The following is a 20,104-nucleotide window of genomic DNA, read 5'->3' as shown; positions in this document are numbered from 1 at the left end:
CCCGGCGTTTTCCCGAGAAGCGCATGCGCCCTTTCATTCAGCGCGGCTGATAAACCCACTTCGCATTCCTGATTTCGACCATCACACGCGCCCGTTGATCGAGCCCGAGATGATCCGTGGCACTCATGTTGACGACGCCGTTGGTATCGGCAAGACCTCGCGTCGACTCGAGCGCGTCGCGCAATGCGCGGCGAAACTCCGGCGTGCCCGGCGCAGCCGCCTTCAGCGCGACCGGCACGGCATGGCCGAGTAGCATGCCCGCGTCCCACGTGTACGAGCCGAACGCCGAGACGCTGCCCGCGCCGCGCACCGCTTCGAAGCGCGCGATGTAATCGAGCGCGAGGCGCTTGGCCGGATGATCCGCCGGCAATTGCGCGGCGACCAGCACCGGACTCGCCGGCAGGAAGGTGCCGTTGCAATCGGCGCCGCACACGCGCAGAAAGTCGTTATTGCCGACCCCGTGATTGTGATAGATCAGCCCTTTGTAGCCGCGTTCCCGGAGCGTCTTCGGCGGCAGTGCGGCGGGCGTGCCGGCCGCGCCGACCACCACCGCGTCGGGATGCGTCGCCAGAATCTTGAGAACCTGGCCGGTTACGCTCGGATCGGTGCGATTAAAGCGCTCGCTCGCCACCATATTGATGTGATGCAGTTGCGCGAACTTCGCGACCTCGGTGTAGAAGGTTTCGCCGAGCGCGTCGGCCTGGCCGATGAACGCGATGGTTTTGACGCCGTGCAAGCTGGCGTGTTCGGCGATCGCCGACGCCATCATCGCGTCGGTTTGTGGCGTCTTGAAGACCCAGCGGCGTTTCGCATCCACGGGCTCGATGATCTTTGCCGACGATGCCAGCGAGATCATCGGCGTTTCACCTTCGGCGACCACGTCGATCATCGCCAGCGAATTCGGCGTGATCGACGAACCGATGATCGCGTCGACGTGATTCTCGGAGATCAGCTTCTTGGTGTCCTGCACGGCCTGCGTGGTATCGGACGCGTCGTCGAGCACGATGTATTCGACGCTCTGCCCACCGATCTGCCTGGCAGCAGCGCGACCGTGTCGCGCGCGGGAATGCCGAGCGACGCGGCCGGCCCGGTCAGCGACAGCACGAGGCCGATTTTCACCTGCGCCAGCGCAATGCCGGGCAATAGGCTGGCGAGCGCCGCGCATAACGCCACGGCCCGACGCGCGATCCGGTCACGTGAATGATTCACACGCAGATTCGACGCGCGGGCGCGCCCGGTTCCAGGCTTAAGGGATTCGATTTGCAGCATGCTGTCTCCTCACGTCGGTTTTCGTTTTTGATGTGTTGCCGATGGACTCGCTCGTGCGCGGCTCACGTGCCATTCATACGCTGCTTCGCGGCACTCCTGCGATGAACCCGCAGCCAGCCCCGGGGTATGCCGCCGCGGCAGTCAGTGTAGCCGCGCGCACTCGTCGCGGTATCGGGCGAAACCCTTTCGAATCCGGCACGCGCTGGGTTCGACCCGGGGCGCCGCGTTCGGCGCGATCGCGGTGCGTCAGTCCAGCGGTGCGATGCCCTGGTCGATCGAACCGAAAATCGACTTGCCCGCCTCGTCGAACATTTCGATCTTCACCGTGTCGCCGTACTTCATGAACTCGGTTTGCGGCGCGCCGTGCTCGATGGTTTCGAGGCAGCGCTTCTCGGCGATACAGCAATAGCCGCGCTTGGCGTCCTTGTTCGACACCGTGCCCGAACCCACGATCGCGCCCGCGCGCAGGTTGCGCGTCTTCGCCGCGTGCGCGATCAACTGGCCGAAGTGGAACACCATGTCGGTGCCGGCGTCCGGCTGGCCGACTTTCTTATTGTTCCAGTGGACGATCATCGGCCGGTGCACGCGGCCGTCGCGCCAGTGTTCGCCGAGTTCGTCGGGCGTCACCGCGACCGGCGCGAACGACGTGGCCGGCTTGCTCTGGAAAAAGCCGAAGCCTTTCGCGAGTTCGGCCGGGATCAGATTGCGCAGCGAGACGTCGTTGACCAGCGTGATCAGACGCACGCTCCTGAGCGCCTGGTCGGGCGTGACGCCCATCGGCACGTCGGTGGTGATCACCGCGACTTCCGCTTCGAAGTCGATGCCGAATGCTTCGGACGCGCACAGCACGTCGTCCTTCGGTCCGATGAAGTCGTCGCTGCCGCCTTGATACATCAACGGATCGGTCCAGAACTCCGGCGGCATTTCCGCGCCGCGCGCGCGCCGCACCAGTTCGACATGGTTCACATACGACGAGCCGTCGGCCCACTGGAACGCGCGCGGCAGCGGCGCCATGCACTCCCTGGCGTCGAAAGCGAAGGTGTTGCGCGCGCGGCCCTGATTGAGCGCGTCGTACAGGTCGTGCAGTTGCGGCGCGTAGAAGGCCCAGTCGTCGAGCACGCGCTGCAACGTGGGCGCGATCGCGTCGGCGATGGCCGCGGTGTGCAGGTCGCGGGACACGACGATCAGCTGACCGTCGCGCGTGCCGTCCTTCAGCGTGGCAAGTTTCATAGATGAGCGAACCGTGTTAGTGACGATAGAGGGAATCTATTCTACGATGGTGAATCGACACGGCCCAAGTGCCCGCGCCTGCCTCATCCAGGTATCACCTTTAAATGCGTCACCTTTGAATGCGCTCCATGCGCCTTGCTCATGCCTCCAATTGCCCGCTCCGGCGCGATCCGCACCGACGCCGACGCCACTGAACCGCTCGACACGCCCGAATCCGACGACGAAAGCGTCGAGACCGGCGAGGAAAAGCTGCGTTCGGGCATCCAGTCCATCGAAGTCGGCTTCAGATTGCTCGACGTCCTGACCCGCGAACCGCGCGCCATGATGCTGCGCGATCTCGCCCAGCGCGCCGGCATGAGCCCGGCAAAAGCGCACCGTTATCTGGTGAGTTTTCTGCGTCTCGGCGTGGTCTCGCAAGACGCCCTGTCGGGCCGCTACGAACTGGGCGGTTTTGCCCTGCAACTGGGACTTGCGCGGCTTGCTCGCGTGGACGGCGTCAAGCTCGCGCGCATCGCGCTGTCCGAGTTGCGCGACCGGCTCGATCTCACGGTGGGCATCGCGGTATGGGGCAACCAGGGGCCGACCATGGTGCACTGGATGGAATCGAGCTATCCGGCAAAAGCGTCGCTGAAACTCGGCGATGTAATGCCCCTGCTCAGTTCCGCCACCGGCCTGCTGTTCGCCGCGTATCTGCCGCGGAGCAAGACCGCCGCCATGCTCGAACGCGAACTGGCCGATTCGCGCCGCTCGTCGCAGACGGGCGCCCCACGCACGCGGGACGAAGTCGAACGGGTGCTCGCGCAAGTGCGCGAGCACCAGGCGGCGCGCGTGGAAGGCATGTTGCTGCCGACCATACACGCGTTCTCCATGCCGGTGTTCGACTCGACCGGCGAACTGGCGCTCGGCCTCGTCGCGCTCGGTCATGAAGGCGCGTTCGATATTCGCTGGGGTGGCGAGATCGATACGGCGTTGCGCGAATGCGCGCAAAAGCTCTCGTACGAGCTGGGGTATAGTGCGGCGCCACGTGACGAACAGGTGTGATAGCGCACGGTGGGCGCGGTGCGGTCGCCGGCTCTGACGCGAAAGGCTGACGAGCCGGGTGGAAAGCATCGAAGGCGTGGCGCGGCGGCGCATCGCGCGTGCGGCCTTTCTCTTTCTCTTTTCATCGACGCGGAACATCGCTTGCGACAGTACGGTCGAACCGGTTCGCAACCGGCCTCGCAGATCAAGCCTCGCGCCTCTTTGCCAATCGCCGCAGCCCACATCCGCTGGCATTCAAACCCGACGCTGTCCTTGCCCACACATTCATTTGCCGATGTCCTCCGCTCCCGCCGCCCGCCGTTCCGATCGCACGCCGCCCGGCGGGCGGCGCACCGGTTTGCGCGCGGGGCGCTGGATCGCGGTGCTGCTGATCGTGGCCGTGTTGCACTGGATTGCCGCGCAATGGGTCGAGCGCAATCGCGCAACGCTCAATCCCTCGGACGACGAGCGTGTGCCCGTGCAGGTCGCATTGCTGACGCCGGAACGTGTCGAACGCAAACCGGCCGCCGCCGCGTCACCCACGCCGGAACCGGCGCCCGCGCGCCGGGCCGTGGCGCGCAAGCCGCGCGAACATGTGTTGACGGCGCTGCAACCGGCCAGGCAAGCCGCGCCGGCGGCGCCTGCCGCAGCATCGGACGCCGTGGCGAGCGCGCCGGACGCAGCGAGCCCCAATGCGGCTCCCAACGCCGCCGCGAGCACGGCTGGCGCGCCCACGGCCGCAAGTGCGCCGCAGGCGTCGCCCGGCGTGAAGTTCTCCATCCCGCCATCCGGCGAACTGCAATACGACACGTTCTACAACGGCGTGCGCAATCAACCCGGCACGATCCACTGGACCAGCAGCGCGCAAAGCTATGAGATGGTCGTCTCGGTGCCGCTGCCTTTTGTCGGCACATTCGTATATTCGAGCCACGGCCGTATCGACGCATTCGGCCTCGCGCCGGACCAGTACATCGAAAAGCGCGGCCGCCGCGCGGAAGACATCGCGATCTTCAATCGCACCGACAGGAAAATCGCCTTTACGCGCACCCCGGCCGCACTGCCGTTGCCCGACGGCGCGCAGGACCGCTTCAGCATGGTGATGCAGTTGGCCAGCCTCGTGCGCGGCGACCCGGCCGCCTACAAGCCCGGCGTGACGCGGCAGTTCTTCGTGGTCGATAACGATAGCGGCGAAAACTGGCCGGTCGAGACGATCGGCGACGAAACCATCCGCACGGACCGGGGTTTCCTCGATACGCGCCATTTCAAGCGCCTGCCCCGCCGTGACGGCGACTTGCGCCGCATCGACGTGTGGCTCGCGCCGTCGCTCGGCTGGCTGCCCGCGCGCATCGTTCAGACGGAACCGAACGGCACGCAATTCGAACTGGTGTGGCGTGGCAAGCTCAATGCCGGGAACGCCGGCAGCCCGCCGGACAGTAACGGCGATGCCGGCGCGGCGTCCCCTGACAATTCGAGCGGATCGTCTCCTTCGGCCTCACCGGCAGTTACGCCCGGTGCCGCGCCCTCTTCACCAGTCGATTCGACCAGCCCCGCCGATACGCCTGGCATCATCAAGCCCTGAAAGCCACACTCCGGGCGGGGTCTCGATCAGATCGGCGAAACTTCCGCGCCAACGCGCACTCGCAACACATTACTGCAACCGTTCGCGTCGGCGCTGCGTATATACGATCAGCCGTGCAGTCCGGCAGGGTCACGGCGTGCGCGAATGGTCCCTTCCACTGCGTTCCTCTTCAAAGGAGCCCGCATGCAAGTGAACATCAACGGTATCGAGACGCGCTATGTGCTGAGCAACGAGGGCGGCGGCCCGTGGCTGACATTCGTCCACCAGCTTGGTGGCGATCTGTCCGTTTGGGACCAGCTCGCCGGCTATTTCCGCGACGACTACACCGTATTGCGCTACGACCTGCGCGGCCACGGCAAGACCGCGATATCCGGCGAGTCCTTCAGCGTCGCCGATCTGTCGCACGATCTCGCCGCGCTGCTCGACGCGCTCGATGCACCCCGTACGCACCTGGTCGGCATGTCGATGGGCGGCATGGTCGCGCAGCAATTCGCGCTCGATCACCCCACGCGCGTCGACACCTTGACGATCGCCGACAGCAGCGCCGTCACGCTGCCTGAAGCCCGCGCCACCTGGGATCAGCGTGCCGCGGCGGCCCGCCGCGACGGTATGGCGCCGCTCGTGCCCGCGACATTGAACCGCTGGCTGACGCCCGACTTTCAGACCGCGCACCCCGAAGCCGTCGAGCCAATCCGCGACGTATTGATGCAGACGTTGTCAGAAGGCTACGCCAAAGCGTGCGAAGCCCTGCGCGATTTCGACGTACGCAGTAAGCTGGCAACAATCCGATGCCCAGCATTGACCGTGGCGGGCCGCCACGACACGGGCACGCCGCCTGCTGCTACGCAGGCGATCGCAGACGCCATCGAAGGCGCACGTTTCGAACTGCTGGATGCCGCTCATCTCGCCCCCGTCGAGCAATCTCACCGTTTTGCTGCACTGCTTGAAACGTTTCTTGAAAGGCCGGTCTAACCGGTAGGTTCGGAACTTTTACAAGCATCAATCCGGACCCACCCCTTGAATTCCAAACCATACGCTCCACCTACGGTGCAGGACTGGCCAGGAGCCAACGGAAATAAGGAGTGTCGCCATGCAAATGATCTACAACAGCCCCAATTATTGTGTCGTCGAGTTTCCGCCGCAGGAAGGTCCTCTGGCCATGAAGTCAGGGGGTTATGAGATCGTCGACAAGAACATGCAACGCGAGATCTATATCGACGGAGCAATGGCGGCGCGTTTTCGCGAGCACGTGCAGAAGCTGATCGAAGAGGAACCGTCGTTGGACGAAGTGGACGAATTCCTCGGTCAGTTCGACAGCCTGATGCATCAACCTGTGATTCTTCACTAAGCGAAGGGTTTGACTTAACGTTTTTGGCGACATAAATCGGCCGCGCCGTCAGGCCCCGTTAGCGGGCAACCCGGCGGCTTTTACAAGTCGGTCGGCAATTGTGAAGCGGCCCAGCAGGCTTTTGCCTCGCTGGGCCGTTTTCTTTGTGACGCCGCTTCGCTATTTTCCCGTCCTTTCCCATGCAGCGCGCCCGCACATCCAGGACAGTCGCCCGGCCCGCGCGCCGGGCGGTTTCGTCCGGCAGCGGCTACAATGACAGGTTTCCCGAAAAAGCCGGCGCAAGCCCTCGTCCGCCATGAACCAGCCCGCCCAAACCGCCACGCCAGTCCGTCCCGACGCCGCCTACACGCGCGGCGCGGCGCTGCCCGCGCTGCTCAAGTCGCGCATCCTGATCCTGGACGGCGCAATGGGCACGATGATCCAGCGCTACAAGCTCGACGAAGCCCGCTATCGAGGTGAGCGCTTCAAGGACTACGAGCGCGACATCAAAGGCAACAACGAGTTGCTGTCCATCACGCAGCCGCAGATCATCAGCGAGATCCACGAGCAGTATCTGGCGGCGGGCGCGGACATCATCGAAACCAACACGTTCGGCGCGACCACGGTCGCCCAGGCGGACTACGGCATGGAAGCGCTCGCCGTCGAGATGAATCTCGAGTCGGCGAAACTGGCGCGCGCCGCGTGCGACAAGTATTCGACGCCCGACAAGCCGCGCTTCGTCGCCGGCGCGATCGGACCGACGCCGAAGACCGCGAGCATTTCCCCCGACGTGAACGATCCGGGCGCGCGCAACGTGACATTCGACGAACTGCGCGCGGCCTACTACGAGCAGGCCAAGGCGTTGCTCGACGGCGGCGTCGATCTGTTCCTCGTGGAGACGATTTTCGACACGCTCAATGCGAAGGCGGCGCTGTTTGCAGTTGACGAACTGTTCGAAGACACCGGCGAGCGTCTGCCGATCATGATCTCAGGCACCGTCACCGACGCTTCGGGCCGCATTCTGTCGGGCCAGACAGTCGAAGCCTTCTGGAACTCGCTGCGGCACGCCAAGCCGCTCACGTTCGGTTTGAACTGCGCGCTGGGGGCGGCTTTGATGCGCCCATATATCGCCGAACTGGCCAAGCTCTGCGACACGTATGTGTCGTGCTACCCGAACGCCGGCTTGCCGAATCCTATGAGCGATACGGGCTTTGACGAACTGCCTGCGGATACCTCTGGTTTGCTGAAGGAATTCGCACAGGCCGGTCTTGTGAATATAGCCGGCGGCTGCTGTGGCACGACGCCTGAGCATATTGCGGCGATTGCGCAGGCGCTGGCCGAAGTCAAGCCGCGCCAATGGCCGACGCAATACCGCGCCGCAGCCTGAGCCCAGCAGCGCCTCTGAGCCGCCGCCGCATGTCCGCTATCGAACACGACGCACTTAATCGCAGCAATCGAGCACATACGCCATGACCGATCACACCTTGCGCCTTTCCGGCCTCGAACCGTTCAACGTCACGTCCGGGACGCTCTTCATCAACGTGGGTGAGCGCACCAACGTGACCGGTTCGAAGGCGTTTGCGCGAATGATCCTGAACGACCAGTTCGACGAAGCGATCGCGGTCGCGCGCCAGCAGGTCGAAAACGGCGCGCAGATCATCGACGTCAACATGGACGAGGCGATGCTCGATTCAAAAGCGGCGATGGTGCGCTTCATGAATCTGATCGCATCGGAACCGGATATCGCGCGCGTGCCGATCATGATCGACTCGTCGAAATGGGAAGTGATCGAAGCGGGTCTGAAGTGCGTGCAAGGCAAGGCGATCGTCAACTCGATCTCGCTGAAGGAAGGCGAAGAAGCGTTCCGCCACCACGCCAACCTGATTCGCCGCTACGGCGCGGCCGCCGTGGTGATGGCCTTCGACGAACAGGGCCAGGCCGACACGTTCGAACGCAAGACGCAGATCTGCAAGCGCTCGTATGACTTCCTCGTCAACGAAGTCGGCTTCCCGCCGGAAGACATCATCTTCGATCCGAACATCTTCGCGATCGCGACCGGCATCGAGGAGCACAACAATTACGCGGTCGACTTCATCAACGCCACGCGCTGGATCAAGCAGAACCTGCCGTACGCGAAGGTGAGCGGCGGCGTGTCGAACGTGTCGTTCTCGTTCCGCGGCAATGATCCGGTGCGCGAAGCGATCCACACCGTGTTCCTCTACCACGCGATCCAGGCGGGCATGGACATGGGCATCGTCAACGCGGGCCAGCTCGGCGTGTATGCCGACCTCGATCCGGAGTTGCGCGAACGCGTGGAAGACGTCGTGCTGAACCGCCGTGAAGACGGCACCGACCGGCTGCTCGAAATCGCCGACAAGTTCAAGACCGGCGCCGCGAAGAAGGAAGAGAATCTGGAGTGGCGCAACCAGCCGGTCGAGAAACGCTTGTCGCATGCGCTCGTGCATGGCATCACCAACTTCATCGTCGAAGACACCGAGGAAGTGCGTGCGAAGATCGCCGCCGAAGGCGGCCGTCCGATCAATGTGATCGAAGGCCCGTTGATGGACGGCATGAACATCGTCGGCGACCTGTTCGGTCAGGGCAAGATGTTCCTGCCGCAAGTGGTGAAGTCGGCGCGCGTCATGAAGCAGGCCGTCGCGCATCTGATTCCGTACATCGAGGAAGAGAAAAAGCAGCTCGCCGAAGCCGGCGCCGACGTGCGCGCGAAGGGCAAGATCGTCATCGCCACGGTGAAGGGCGACGTGCACGATATCGGCAAGAACATTGTTTCGGTGGTGCTTCAGTGCAATAACTTCGAAGTGGTCAACATGGGCGTGATGGTCTCCTGCAACGACATTCTCGCGAAGGCGAAGGTCGAAGGCGCGGACATCATCGGGCTCTCCGGGTTGATCACGCCGAGCCTCGAAGAGATGGCGTACGTCGCGTCGGAAATGCAGCGCGACGATTACTTCCGCATCAAGAAGATTCCGCTGCTGATCGGCGGCGCCACCACCTCGCGCGTGCACACCGCAGTGAAGATCGCGCCGCATTACGAAGGGCCGGTGGTCTACGTGCCGGACGCGTCGCGTTCGGTTTCCGTCGCTTCGAGCCTGCTGTCCGACGAGGGCGCGGCGAAGTACCTCGACGAACTCAAGTCGGATTACGACCGGATCCGCGACCAGCACGCCAACAAGAAAGCGCTGCCTATGGTCACACTGGCCGAAGCCCGCGCCAACAAGACCAAGGTCGATTGGGCGAGCTATCAGCCGGTCAAGCCGAAGTTCATCGGCCGCCGCGTGTTCAGGAACTTCGATCTGGCCGAGCTGGCGACCTATATCGACTGGGGTCCGTTCTTCCAGACGTGGGATCTGGCAGGCCCCTATCCGGCCATTCTGAACGACGAGATTGTCGGCGAATCGGCGCGGCGCGTGTTCTCGGACGGCAAGTCGATGCTCGCGCGCCTGATCCAGGGCCGCTGGCTGCAGGCGAACGGCGTGATCGCGCTGCTGCCGGCCAACACGGTGAACGACGACGACATCGAAATCTACACGGACGAATCGCGTTCGGAAGTGGCGCTCACCTGGCGCAATCTGCGCCAGCAAAGCGTGCGTCCGGTGGTGGACGGCGTGATGCGGCCGAACCGGTCGCTCGCCGACTTCATCGCGCCGAAAGACTCGGGCGTGGCCGACTACATCGGCATGTTCGCGGTGACGGCGGGACTCGGCGTCGACGTGAAGGAAAAGCAGTTCGAAAAGGACCACGACGACTACAGCGCAATCATGCTGAAGGCGCTCGCCGACCGTTTCGCCGAAGCCTTCGCCGAAGCACTGCACGCGCGCGTGCGGCGCGACCTGTGGGGTTATGCAAATACCGAAACGCTCTCCAACGAAGAACTGATCGCGGAAAAGTACCGCGGCATCCGCCCGGCGCCCGGCTATCCGGCCTGCCCGGATCACCTGGTGAAGCGCGATATGTTCAACGTGCTGCATGCCACCGAAATCGGCATGAGCGTGACCGAATCGCTGGCCATGCTGCCGGCAGCGAGCGTCTCCGGCTTCTATCTGGCGCATCCGGACAGCACCTATTTCTCGGTCGGCAAGATCGGCCAGGACCAGCTGGAAGACTACGCGAGGCGCATGTCACTGTCGAAAACGGACGCGGAGCGGGCCCTGGCGCCTTTGCTGTAAGCACCGGGCGGCGAGGCGTGGCGGGAAACCCACTATATCGGGCCAGAAAGACTGAATATTTGCGGCAACGTAATTTTCGTCTTTGTAGACTGAGGCGGCTTGACCCCGCCAGACGCGGCCAAAACGCGTCGGCTCATTAATTGCAATCGTCAACGGAGAAAATCGTATGAAGAAGCTGACGCTGTTGTTGACCGCTGTTTCGCTTGCCTTGGGCGCCTCGGTGGCGCTGGCCCAGACCGCCGCCCCTGGCGGCTCCAGTTCGGTCAGCTCGTATTCGCCGCCCACGGTGAAACACGTCAAGAAGCCGAAGAAGAAGAAAGTGAAGAAAGGTGCGTCGGCTCCCGCAGCCGCTCCGGCGGACGCCGCCAGCCAGTAAGCAGCACGGCAACGCCAGCCGGTTCGAATCTCTGAACGACAAAGAGCCCGCACGAGCGGGCTCTTTGTCATTGGTGTGTCAAGGTTCGGACCGCCGGGCGCCACCGGCAGGCCAACCCGGAATCAGAGACCCCAGACGATATCCGCGTTTTCCTTCTGCGCCGCGCGCAACATGTCGAGGAACGGATACGCGCGCTGCGCGAGGCCCGGCGGAATCTCATGATGCTCGTGGCCGTCTTCTCCTTCGTGGAAATGGCCGTCGTGTTCGGCACGTTCCTGTTTGTCGACGGAAATTGCTGCTTCGAGTTTCTCGATGGCCGGGCTCAGTTCGTCGTGAGTGATGACACCGCGTTCACCCAGCCGCTTGCCGACGATGCCGACCAGAAACTGCGCAAGATTTTCCAGCATCATCACGTCCGGGCAGGCGCGGCATTTGAAAGTAATCAGCATGACTGTTCCCTTTTTCGTTATGTTGGACTGGCGCGCGAGCGGCTCAAAGACAGCCGCCAGCGCGCGTTACGTTGGCTCGCCGATCAGGCGTGGCGGCCACGGCCCTTGCTGGGCATCTCATTGAACATATTAGCACCTGCTAAAATCCATCTGGACGGAAAAGCGTGCCGCAATGCGCCGCACGCGGCGAAGCACAAGTAGCATGGCTGGGCCGGTTGGCCGCGCCCCGCGTCATACCGCTGTCAGCCGCGGCAATGAACGCCACGGCAGGGCGCCGCGCACTGCGTCTGGCGTGCCGCAGACAACGTGCCTGCTGTCGCACTCAGCGCAACCGGCGCGCCGGATACGCCGTAGCGGTTGCGTGCCGCTTTCCACGCTTCTGACGAACCGGTCGGCCTCGCGCGGCCGGCGCCTCTTCCGCATCACCGGATTGCCTCACTGGACTCGCAACAAGCATGCTGCCTGCACATAAACATACCCTCGAAACACTGCTCGCCGACACGGTGAAGCAGGTCGCGCTTGCTTCGCAAGGCGCGACCGAAGCCGCGTTCGTCTCGCCCACCATCACGCTGGAGCGCCCGAAGGTCGCCGCGCACGGCGACGTCGCATGCAATGTGGCGATGCAACTCGCCAAACCGCTGCGCGCCAATCCGCGCCAGCTGGCGCAACAGATCGTCGACGCGCTGCTCGCGCAACCGGGAGCCCGGGACCTCGTCGAAGCCGCCGAAGTGGCCGGCCCCGGCTTCATCAACCTGCGCCTCACCGCCGCTGCCAAGCAGGCGGTGATCGCCGCCGTGTTCGCTGAAAAAGAGCGCTTCGGCCGCTCGCAACGCGACGCCGGCAAGCATGTGCTGATCGAGTTCGTCTCGGCCAACCCAACCGGCCCGCTGCACGTCGGCCACGGCCGCCAGGCCGCGCTCGGCGACGCGCTCTCGAATGTGCTGGCCAGCCAGGGCTGGGACGTGCACCGCGAGTTCTACTACAACGACGCCGGCGTGCAGATCCAGACGCTCGCCCTGTCCACTCAGGCGCGCGCCCGCGGCCTCGCCCCCGGCGACGAAGGCTGGCCGGCTTCGGCGTACAACGGCGAGTACATCGCCGACATCGCGAAAGACTATCTGAACGGCGTCACCGTGGCGGCGAGCGACGGCGAGCCGGTCACCGGCGCGCGCGACGTCGAAGATCTCGAAGCGATCCGCCGTTTCGCCGTGGCGTATCTGCGCCGCGAGCAGGACATGGACTTGCAGGCGTTCGGCGTGAAGTTCGACCAGTACTACCTGGAATCGTCGCTGTACAAGGAAGGCCGTGTCGAGAAGACTGTCGCGGCGCTGATCGCCGCCGGCAAGACCTACGAGCAGGAAGGCGCGCTGTGGCTGCGCACCACCGACGACGGCGACGACAAGGACCGCGTGATGCGCAAGACCGACGGCACCTATACGTACTTCGTGCCGGACGTCGCCTATCACGTCGCCAAGTGGGAGCGCGGCTTCACCAAGGTCATCAACATTCAGGGTTCGGACCACCACGGCACGATCGCGCGGGTGCGCGCCGGCCTGCAAGGTCTCGGCATCGGCATTCCGAAGGGCTATCCCGACTACATTCTTCACAAAATGGTCACGGTCATGCGCAACGGCGAAGAGGTGAAAATCTCCAAGCGCGCCGGCAGCTACGTGACGGTGCGCGACCTGATCGAATGGTCGGGCGGCGCGACGCCGGGCTCGGAAGTCGATGTCGATCTGATCGACGAGGAAACGATTCGCCGCGGCCGCGACGCCGTGCGCTTTTTCCTGACCTCGCGCAAGGCGGACACGGAGTTCGTGTTCGACATCGACCTCGCGCTGAAACAGAACGACGAGAATCCGGTGCATTACGTGCAGTACGCGCACGCGCGAATCTGCTCGGTGATCGCCGAGTGCAAGGCGCGCTACAACACGGACGAAAGCACGCTGGCGGACGTGGACGTCACGCCGCTCACCAGCGAACGCGCGATGGCCCTGCTGAACAAGCTCGCCGAATTCCCGGACATGCTGCAACATGCCGCCGACGAACTCGCGCCGCACGCGGTCGCATTCTATCTGCGCGACCTCGCCGGGGAATTCCACTCGTTCTACAATGACAAAGCCGAGCGCGTGCTGGTCGACGATGCGGCCGAGCGCAATGCACGCGTGGCGCTGCTCGCGGCCACGCGTCAGGTGCTGGCCAACGGCCTCGCGACGATCGGCGTCTCCGCTCCCGTCAAGATGTAAGTCCTCCGGCGCAACATGCATGCGGCCGTCGTTATAATCGACGGCCGTTCCAGGATTCTTTTTGCAGGTGATTCATACGATGGCAAAACCACGCCGCACAACAAAGCAATCGAAACAAACCGGGGGGACTTTTCTCGGCATCGTGCTGGGCCTGATCGTCGGCCTTGCGATCGCGGTAGTGGTGGCGCTGTATATCACCCGTGCGCCCACGCCATTCGTCTCGAAGGTGGCGCCGCCCGCGGCGTCCGATTCCGGCGCGAGCCAGCCGCAGTACGACCCGAACCGTCCGCTGCAAGGCAAGACGCCGGGTCAGCCGGTGCCGCAAGCCGCGCAGCCGGCGCCGCCGAACACCGCGCCGGGCCAGACCAACGCGCAAACGCAGTCGGGCATGCTGGAAGAGCCCCAGATCGTCGAAGTGCCGCCCGCCAACGGCAACGCCGGCAACGCGAACGGCACGGCGGTCGCGCCGAAGCCCGCGCAGGACAACGGCAACGGCACGGCCGCCGCACCGGTGAAGAAGCCACAAGCCGCAAGCGCACCGGCCGCCACCGCGGCGGGCGCGGCGCCTAAGGGTGGTTCGTCCACCGCCGCCAACGCCAGGCCCGGTTCGGGTGCGGCGCCGGCAGCGGGCGACGCGAACACCGGCTACTTCCTGCAAGTCGGCGCGTACAAGACCGCGGCAGACGCCGAACAGCAGCGCGCGCGTCTCGCCTTCCAGGGCTTCGAATCGAAGGTCACGCAGCGCGATGCCGGCGGCGTCACGTACTACCGCGTGCGTATCGGGCCGTTCTCGAAGTTCGAAGACATGAATTCGAGCCGCCAGCGTCTGTCCGACGCGGGCGTGGATACCGCGGTGATCCGCTTCACGAAACAATAAGCAAAAAGAAACAAACGGTGATTTGCCGGGACGCGCCGCCGCCGAACTATCGGCGCGCGGCGCGTGTCACAAGCACGACGGACGGCTGAAACCGTCCAACGCCGAATCTTGAAGACGGTGGCGGGCATTTGCGTGGCGCCACTGCTTTACGCCTACCTGGGTCAACACAACATGAAAAAACTGCTGAGCATTCTGTTCCTCTCGCTAGGGCTCGTTGCCGCCACGGCGCACGCTTCGCCCGCCGCGCCGGTGTCGGGCAAGGACTACACCGTGCTGCCCACGGCGCAGCCGACCGACGTGCCCGCCGGCAAGATCGAAGTCACCGAATTCTTCTGGTACGGCTGCCCGCACTGCAACGAATTCAACCCGTACCTCGAAGCGTGGGTGAAGAAGCAGGCTCCGGACGTGGTGTTCAAGCGCGTGCCGGTCGCCTTCCGCGACGACTTCATTCCGCATTCCAGGATGTACCACGCGCTCGACGCGCTCGGCCTCGCCACGCAACTCACGCCGAAGGTCTTCAATGAAATCCACGTCAACAAGAACTACCTGCTGACGCCGGAAGATCAGGCCAAATTCCTCGCGAAGAACGGCGTCGATCCGAAGAAGTACATGGACGCGTACAACTCGTTCTCCACGCAAAGCGCGCTGCAGAAAGACAAGAAACTGCTGGAAGACTACAAGATCGACGGCGTGCCGACGCTGGCAGTCCAAGGCAAGTATGAAACCGGCCCCGCCGCCACCAACAGCCTGCCGGGCACGATCCAGGTGCTGGATTACCTGGTCGCGCAAGTCCGCGCCAAGAAGATGTAAAGCCCGAGCGCCGGAATGAGTTCACCGCTGAAGGTTTTCATTACCGGCGCCTCGAGCGGCATTGGCCTCGCGCTCGCCGCCGAATATGCGCGGCGCGGCGCGATTCTCGGCCTCGTTGCCCGCCGTGGCGAAGCCCTCGCCGCCTTCCAGCAGTCCCATCCGCAGAATACCGTCTCGATCTATTCCGTCGACGTTCGCGACGCCGAAGCGCTCGCCGAGGCGGCCGCGCAATTCATCGCGCAGCACGGCCTGCCGGACGTCGTGATCGCCAACGCCGGCATCAGCCGCGGTGCGGTCACCGGCCACGGCGATCTGCGCACCTTCCGCGAAGTGATGGATATCAATTACTTCGGCATGGTCGCCACGTTCGAGCCGTTCGCCGCCGCCATGAGCGCCGCGAGACACGGGACGCTGGTGGGGATCGCCAGCGTCGCCGGCGTGCGCGGCTTGCCGGGCTCCGGCGCGTACAGCGCGTCGAAATCGGCGGCGCTCAAGTATCTGGAAGCGTTGCGCGTTGAAATGCGGCCGCACGGCGTCGGCGTGGTCACCATTGCGCCCGGCTATATCCGCACGCCCATGACCGAGCACAACCCGTACACCATGCCGTTCCTGATGGATGCCGACCGTTTCGCCGTGAAGGTGGCGCAGGCAATCGAGCGTCAAACGGCCTTCGCGGTGTTCCCCTGGCAGATGCGCATCGTGGCCATGCTGCTGCATGTGCTGCCGCGCTGGCTCTATGACCGTGCGTTCGAGCGCGCGCCGCGCAAGCCGCGCACCGCCGCCGAGGCCGAGTAAGCCATGCAACCGGGTGCGGTCGATGCAGCCGGCGTCGCGCACGAACCCGCAGGATCCGCAGCACGTATCGTCTCGCTGGTGCCGAGCATCACCGAACTGCTGTTCGCGCTCGGTCTGGACCGGCAGATTGTCGGCCGCACGGGTTTCTGCGTGCATCCCCATGACAAGGTGCCTCAAGTCCGCAAGGTCGGCGGCACCAAGGCCGTGCATCTCGATGCTATTCGTGCGTTGCGCCCCACCCATCTGATCGTCAATATCGACGAAAACGAGCGTGATACCGGCGAGCAATTGCGCGGGTTCGTGCCGCATATCGTCGTGACTCATCCGCAGACACCACGGGACAATCTGGCGCTCTACACGCTGCTGGGCGCGATCTTCGATCGCGCGCGGGAAGCGGAGCGTCTGAGCGAAGCGCTCGAAGCCCGTCTGCACGAGGCGGCCGCGCATGCGTTCACGCCGCAAAACGTGCTGTATCTGATCTGGCGCGAGCCCTGGATGACCGTGGCGCGCGATACTTATATCTCCGCGATGCTGCGGCTCGTCAACTGGCACACGCTGCCTGACGTGCAAGGCGGTGCGGCAGGCGCCGGACGTTACCCGACGCTCGACTTCGACAGCGCGCCGTGGCTCGCCCATGTCGAGCGCGTCCTGCTCTCCAGCGAGCCGTATCGCTTTACGCAGACCCATTGCGACACACTGAAACGCGATGCGCGGCTGGCCGGCAAGCGCATCGAGTTGATCGATGGGGAAATGGTGTCGTGGTACGGCGTGCGTGCGATCGAAGGCATCGCGTACCTGCTGCGGCGCGCCGCGGCGGCATGAACGCAGGCTCCGCGCCGCGAGGCCGGCCAACCCTTCCATATGAATATGCGGATTATGTTGTTGTCGGCGCAACCACCCTTCGATAAGCTTTCGCGAAGGCCGACGCGCGCGTAGGCGGTTCCCTCAACCCTGCGCCAGCGCCGGAAACGTATCACAATAAAGAAGGCGGCTACGCCGGACAGCCGCCCATTTCTCGTCAACGGAACATAACCACACAACCAGACGCACTGCCTGACTGCGCTCGTTATGGGAGATCCTATGCGCTTCAAACTGCTCGCAGCCGCCGTACTGTTCACGGCGCCCGCGCTCGTGCTCGCCAAACCGCTGACCGTCTGTACCGAGTCGAGCCCTGACGGCTTCGATGTCGTGCAGTTCAATTCGCTCGTCACGACCAATGCATCGGCCGACGTGATCTTCAACTCGCTGGTCTCGTACGACGAGGCCGCGAAGAAAGTGGTGCCGGCGCTGGCCGACAAGTGGGACGTGAGTGCCGACGGCCTCACATACACGTTCCACCTGCGCCCCAACGTGCAGTTCCAGAGCACGGACTACTTCAAGCCCACCCGCCCGCTTACCGCCGACGACGTCGTCTTCACGTTCGAGCGCATGCTCGACGACAGCAATCCGTGGCACAAGGTGGCGGGCGCGAGCGGCTTCCCGCATGCGCAGTCGATGGGCCTGCCGAAGCTCATCAAATCCATCAGCAAGGTCGACGACAACACCGTCAAGTTCGAACTGAACGCGCCGGACGCAACCTTCGTGTCGATCCTCACAATGGGTTTCGCCTCGATCTATTCGGCTGAATACGCCGACCAGTTGCTCAAGGCCGGCAAGCAGGCCGACCTGAATTCGAAGCCGATCGGCACGGGTCCGTTCGAACTGAAGAGCTATACGAAAGACGCCGTAATCCGCTACGACGTGAACCCGACCTACTGGGGTCCAAAGCCGAAGATCGACCGCCTGATCTATGCGATCACGCCGGACGCCACGGTGCGGGCGCAAAAGGTGAAAGCAGGCGAATGCCAGATCGCCTTGTCGCCGAAGCCGCAGGATCTTGCCGAAGCGAAAAGCGACAAGTCGCTCGCCATTGTGCAGACGCCCGCCTTCATGACGGCGTTCGTCGCGTTGAACACGCAGAAGAAGCCGCTCGACAACCAGAAGGTGCGCGCGGCACTGAACATGGCGTTCGACCGCACCACGTATCTGAAGACCGTGTTCGACAACACGGCGACGCCGGCCGTGAACCCGTATCCGCCGAACACGTGGAGCTACAACAAGTCCGTGAAGGCGTGGCCGTACGACCCGGCAAAGGCGAAGAAACTACTCGCCGACGCGGGCTATCCGAACGGCTTCGAAACGACCATCTGGGTGCGCCCGAACGGCAGCGTGCTGAATCCGAATCCGAAGGCCGGCGCGGAACTGCTGCAAGCCGACTTCGCGAAGATCGGCGTGAAGGCCGAGGTGAAGGTGATCGAGTGGGGCGAGTTGATCAAGGAGGCCAAGCAAGGCCAGCATGACTCGCTATTCATGGGCTGGGCGGGCGACAACGGCGACCCCGACAACTACCTCTCGCCGCTGTTCAGCTGCAACGCGGTCAAGTCGGGCATTAACTTCGCGCGTTTCTGCGATCAGGATCTCGACAAGCTGATTGCGGACGGCAAGGCGACGCCGGATCAGTCAAAGCGCGCGAAAGCGTATGAACAGGCGCAGCAGGTCATTCACGATCAGGCGTTGTGGATTCCGCTGGGATATCCGACTGCGGCTGCGATCACGCGAACGAACGTGAGCGGCTATCACGTGAGTCCGTTTGGACGGCAGAACTTCGGGACGGTATCGGTGCAGTAATCGTTTCTGCGTTTGAACGTGCAAGAAAAAGCCCGGTTGCGTCAGCACCGGGCTTTTTATCTGCGCACCACCCGCGATCACGCAGGCCAAAACCGTATCACGCCATCCGCATCCTGCTTACGCTTCAACTCGCCCGCAAGCCACAGCAAATGCAGGTGCGCCAAAGCTTCGCCCATAGCGAACGTCATCTGATGAATGTCGAGCTGGCGCTTGAACATGAGCGGCACGATATCCGCCGCGCTCTGCGGTTTCTCCGCGCACGCTTCGCGCACTTCCGCCAGACGCGCGTCGTGATGCTCGCGCAATTGCCGGATACGCGTGCGCACGCCGCGAAACGGCTTGCCATGCGACGGCAGCACGAGCGTATCTTCCGGCATCGTCTCGTAGCGGCCGAGTGACTCCAGATACAGCGCGAGCGGTGAGCCCTCCGGTTCCATATCGAACACCGACACATTGGTCGAAATGCGCGGCAGCACCATGTCGCCGGAGATCAGCACGCCGGTCTCTTCGCAGAACAACGCGCAGTGTTCCGGCGAATGGCCGAAACCGGTCACCACGCGCCACGTCTTGCCGCCGATCTTCACACCGTCCGCTTCCCGCAGGCGGCGATACTGGCCCGGAATCTCCGGCACGAGACTCGAGTAATAGCTCTTGCGACTGCGCAGTTTTTCGAGCGATTCCTCGTCCGTCACACCATGCCGCGCGAAGTGCCGCGCAGCGCCCTCGCCGCCCGCATTCGAGCCTTCGCCGGCCGCCATCACGCGGGCCTGCATGTATTCGCCGAGCGTTGTCCACAGCCGCACGTCCCAGCGCTTTTTGTCGCCGCCCGTGCAGATCCAGTGCGCAAGTCCGATGTGATCGGGATGGCAATGCGTGACGATCACGCGCAGCACCGGCAGGCCGTCGAGCGCCGAGTCGAACACCTTCTCCCAGTTCTCCCTGATCGTGTCCGAAGCAATGCCGCAGTCCACCACTGTCCAGCCCTGCTGGCCGTCGATTTCGTCGCGCAGCAGCCAGAGGTTGATGTGATCCAGCGCGAACGGCAGCGGCATGCGCAGCCAGAACACGCCTGGCGCGACTTCCATTGCGTGACCCGGGTCCGGCAAGGCGTCGTTGAACGGGTAGTCGAGTTGGTGTTCGAGTGCATTCATTGTGGGTGTCTTCCTCCGTCGGCCGTCCGGCATGGCGAGGTGTGCGATGCCGGTTGGCGTGATTGCGGCGTGATTGCGGCGTGGTTGCCGCGTGCCGGTGCCGTACTGCGGCCGTACCGCG

At 63.9% G+C, this 20,104-nt stretch carries 16 protein-coding genes and 1 pseudogene; 13 read left to right on the top strand and 4 right to left on the bottom strand.

The features are described 5' to 3' along the window. Positions 1-37: 37 nt before the first annotated feature. Together PDMSB3_RS01445 and PDMSB3_RS01440 are read right to left on the bottom strand one after the other, a co-directional pair. Positions 38-1,269: pseudogene (locus PDMSB3_RS01445) on the bottom strand (ABC transporter substrate-binding protein). 246 nt (positions 1,270-1,515) lie between these two features. Continuing rightward, positions 1,516-2,499, bottom strand: a complete 984-nt coding sequence (locus PDMSB3_RS01440; RefSeq protein WP_007179529.1) for a fumarylacetoacetate hydrolase family protein — start codon at positions 2,497-2,499, stop codon at positions 1,516-1,518. Between the two features lie 141 nt (positions 2,500-2,640). On the opposite strand from PDMSB3_RS01440, the gene PDMSB3_RS01435 reads away from it, so the two are divergent. From PDMSB3_RS01435 to PDMSB3_RS01405, 7 genes are all read left to right on the top strand, one after another. Then, positions 2,641-3,540, top strand: coding sequence for an IclR family transcriptional regulator (locus tag PDMSB3_RS01435; protein ID WP_007179530.1), 900 nt, complete (start codon positions 2,641-2,643; stop codon positions 3,538-3,540). Positions 3,541-3,814: 274 nt separating this feature from the next. Continuing rightward, the gene (locus tag PDMSB3_RS01430) at positions 3,815-5,098 is read left to right on the top strand and encodes a DUF3108 domain-containing protein (RefSeq protein WP_165184338.1); all 1,284 of its coding nucleotides are present in this window, start codon (positions 3,815-3,817) and stop codon (positions 5,096-5,098) included. A 183-nt stretch (positions 5,099-5,281) separates the two neighbouring features. Continuing rightward, positions 5,282-6,070 carry an alpha/beta fold hydrolase gene (locus PDMSB3_RS01425; protein ID WP_165184336.1) on the top strand — a complete coding sequence of 263 codons (789 nt, stop codon included), beginning with the start codon at positions 5,282-5,284 and terminating at the stop codon, positions 6,068-6,070. 118 nt (positions 6,071-6,188) lie between these two features. Continuing rightward, entirely contained in the window at positions 6,189-6,446 is a 258-nt protein-coding gene (locus PDMSB3_RS01420) for a BTH_I0359 family protein (RefSeq protein ID WP_007179533.1), read from the top strand. Positions 6,447-6,741: 295 nt separating this feature from the next. Then, a complete protein-coding gene (locus PDMSB3_RS01415) occupies positions 6,742-7,812 on the top strand; it encodes a homocysteine S-methyltransferase family protein (RefSeq protein WP_165184333.1) in 1,071 nt (356 codons plus the stop codon). 82 nt (positions 7,813-7,894) lie between these two features. After that, positions 7,895-10,612: a methionine synthase gene (gene metH, locus PDMSB3_RS01410; protein WP_007179535.1), complete on the top strand. Its 2,718-nt coding sequence runs from the start codon at positions 7,895-7,897 to the stop codon at positions 10,610-10,612. Between the two features lie 166 nt (positions 10,613-10,778). Next, the gene (locus tag PDMSB3_RS01405) at positions 10,779-10,988 is read left to right on the top strand and encodes an acid-shock protein (RefSeq protein ID WP_165184330.1); all 210 of its coding nucleotides are present in this window, start codon (positions 10,779-10,781) and stop codon (positions 10,986-10,988) included. Positions 10,989-11,110: 122 nt separating this feature from the next. Here the strand turns inward: PDMSB3_RS01405 and PDMSB3_RS01400 are convergent, their stop codons facing one another. Further along, complete coding sequence (locus PDMSB3_RS01400) at positions 11,111-11,437, bottom strand: DUF1840 domain-containing protein (protein WP_007179537.1); 327 nt, start codon at positions 11,435-11,437, stop codon at positions 11,111-11,113. Positions 11,438-11,892: 455 nt separating this feature from the next. Here PDMSB3_RS01400 and argS point away from each other — a divergent pair, with 455 nt between their 5' ends. The 6 genes from argS to PDMSB3_RS01370 all read left to right on the top strand — a co-directional run bounded on the left by argS (position 11,893) and on the right by PDMSB3_RS01370 (position 18,832). Continuing rightward, positions 11,893-13,683, top strand: coding sequence for an arginine--tRNA ligase (gene argS / locus PDMSB3_RS01395; protein WP_007179538.1), 1,791 nt, complete (start codon positions 11,893-11,895; stop codon positions 13,681-13,683). Between the two features lie 61 nt (positions 13,684-13,744). After that, positions 13,745-14,560, top strand: coding sequence for an SPOR domain-containing protein (locus PDMSB3_RS01390; protein WP_007179539.1), 816 nt, complete (start codon positions 13,745-13,747; stop codon positions 14,558-14,560). A 171-nt stretch (positions 14,561-14,731) separates the two neighbouring features. Continuing rightward, a complete protein-coding gene (locus PDMSB3_RS01385; RefSeq protein WP_035518424.1) occupies positions 14,732-15,370 on the top strand; it encodes a thiol:disulfide interchange protein DsbA/DsbL in 639 nt (212 codons plus the stop codon). Positions 15,371-15,385: 15 nt separating this feature from the next. Continuing rightward, positions 15,386-16,165 (top strand): SDR family oxidoreductase, encoded by a 780-nt coding sequence (locus tag PDMSB3_RS01380; RefSeq protein ID WP_007179541.1) that lies wholly within the window; start codon positions 15,386-15,388, stop codon positions 16,163-16,165. Positions 16,166-16,168: 3 nt separating this feature from the next. Beyond that, entirely contained in the window at positions 16,169-16,987 is an 819-nt protein-coding gene (locus tag PDMSB3_RS01375; RefSeq protein ID WP_007179542.1) for a cobalamin-binding protein, read from the top strand. Between the two features lie 258 nt (positions 16,988-17,245). Next, complete coding sequence (locus PDMSB3_RS01370) at positions 17,246-18,832, top strand: ABC transporter substrate-binding protein (protein ID WP_007179543.1); 1,587 nt, start codon at positions 17,246-17,248, stop codon at positions 18,830-18,832. A 77-nt stretch (positions 18,833-18,909) separates the two neighbouring features. On the opposite strand, the gene PDMSB3_RS01365 is transcribed toward PDMSB3_RS01370, so the two are convergent. Beyond that, positions 18,910-19,983 carry an MBL fold metallo-hydrolase gene (locus PDMSB3_RS01365; protein WP_165184328.1) on the bottom strand — a complete coding sequence of 358 codons (1,074 nt, stop codon included), beginning with the start codon at positions 19,981-19,983 and terminating at the stop codon, positions 18,910-18,912. Positions 19,984-20,104: the final 121 nt, after the last annotated feature.

The organism is Paraburkholderia dioscoreae, assembly GCF_902459535.1.
Classification (GTDB): domain Bacteria; phylum Pseudomonadota; class Gammaproteobacteria; order Burkholderiales; family Burkholderiaceae; genus Paraburkholderia; species Paraburkholderia dioscoreae.
Note: the sequence above shows the minus strand (reverse complement) of the source record. Positions and strands in the feature narration are given on the sequence as shown.

Coding starts and splice junctions, on each gene's coding strand:
- PDMSB3_RS01440 (WP_007179529.1), bottom strand. CDS start 2,499: ATGAAACTTGCCACGCTGAAGGACGGCACGCGCGACGGTCAGCTGATC.
- PDMSB3_RS01435 (WP_007179530.1), top strand. CDS start 2,641: ATGCCTCCAATTGCCCGCTCCGGCGCGATCCGCACCGACGCCGACGCC.
- PDMSB3_RS01430 (WP_165184338.1), top strand. CDS start 3,815: ATGTCCTCCGCTCCCGCCGCCCGCCGTTCCGATCGCACGCCGCCCGGC.
- PDMSB3_RS01425 (WP_165184336.1), top strand. CDS start 5,282: ATGCAAGTGAACATCAACGGTATCGAGACGCGCTATGTGCTGAGCAAC.
- PDMSB3_RS01420 (WP_007179533.1), top strand. CDS start 6,189: ATGCAAATGATCTACAACAGCCCCAATTATTGTGTCGTCGAGTTTCCG.
- PDMSB3_RS01415 (WP_165184333.1), top strand. CDS start 6,742: ATGAACCAGCCCGCCCAAACCGCCACGCCAGTCCGTCCCGACGCCGCC.
- metH (WP_007179535.1), top strand. CDS start 7,895: ATGACCGATCACACCTTGCGCCTTTCCGGCCTCGAACCGTTCAACGTC.
- PDMSB3_RS01405 (WP_165184330.1), top strand. CDS start 10,779: ATGAAGAAGCTGACGCTGTTGTTGACCGCTGTTTCGCTTGCCTTGGGC.
- PDMSB3_RS01400 (WP_007179537.1), bottom strand. CDS start 11,437: ATGCTGATTACTTTCAAATGCCGCGCCTGCCCGGACGTGATGATGCTG.
- argS (WP_007179538.1), top strand. CDS start 11,893: ATGCTGCCTGCACATAAACATACCCTCGAAACACTGCTCGCCGACACG.
- PDMSB3_RS01385 (WP_035518424.1), top strand. CDS start 14,732: ATGAAAAAACTGCTGAGCATTCTGTTCCTCTCGCTAGGGCTCGTTGCC.
- PDMSB3_RS01380 (WP_007179541.1), top strand. CDS start 15,386: ATGAGTTCACCGCTGAAGGTTTTCATTACCGGCGCCTCGAGCGGCATT.
- PDMSB3_RS01375 (WP_007179542.1), top strand. CDS start 16,169: ATGCAACCGGGTGCGGTCGATGCAGCCGGCGTCGCGCACGAACCCGCA.
- PDMSB3_RS01370 (WP_007179543.1), top strand. CDS start 17,246: ATGCGCTTCAAACTGCTCGCAGCCGCCGTACTGTTCACGGCGCCCGCG.
- PDMSB3_RS01365 (WP_165184328.1), bottom strand. CDS start 19,983: ATGAATGCACTCGAACACCAACTCGACTACCCGTTCAACGACGCCTTG.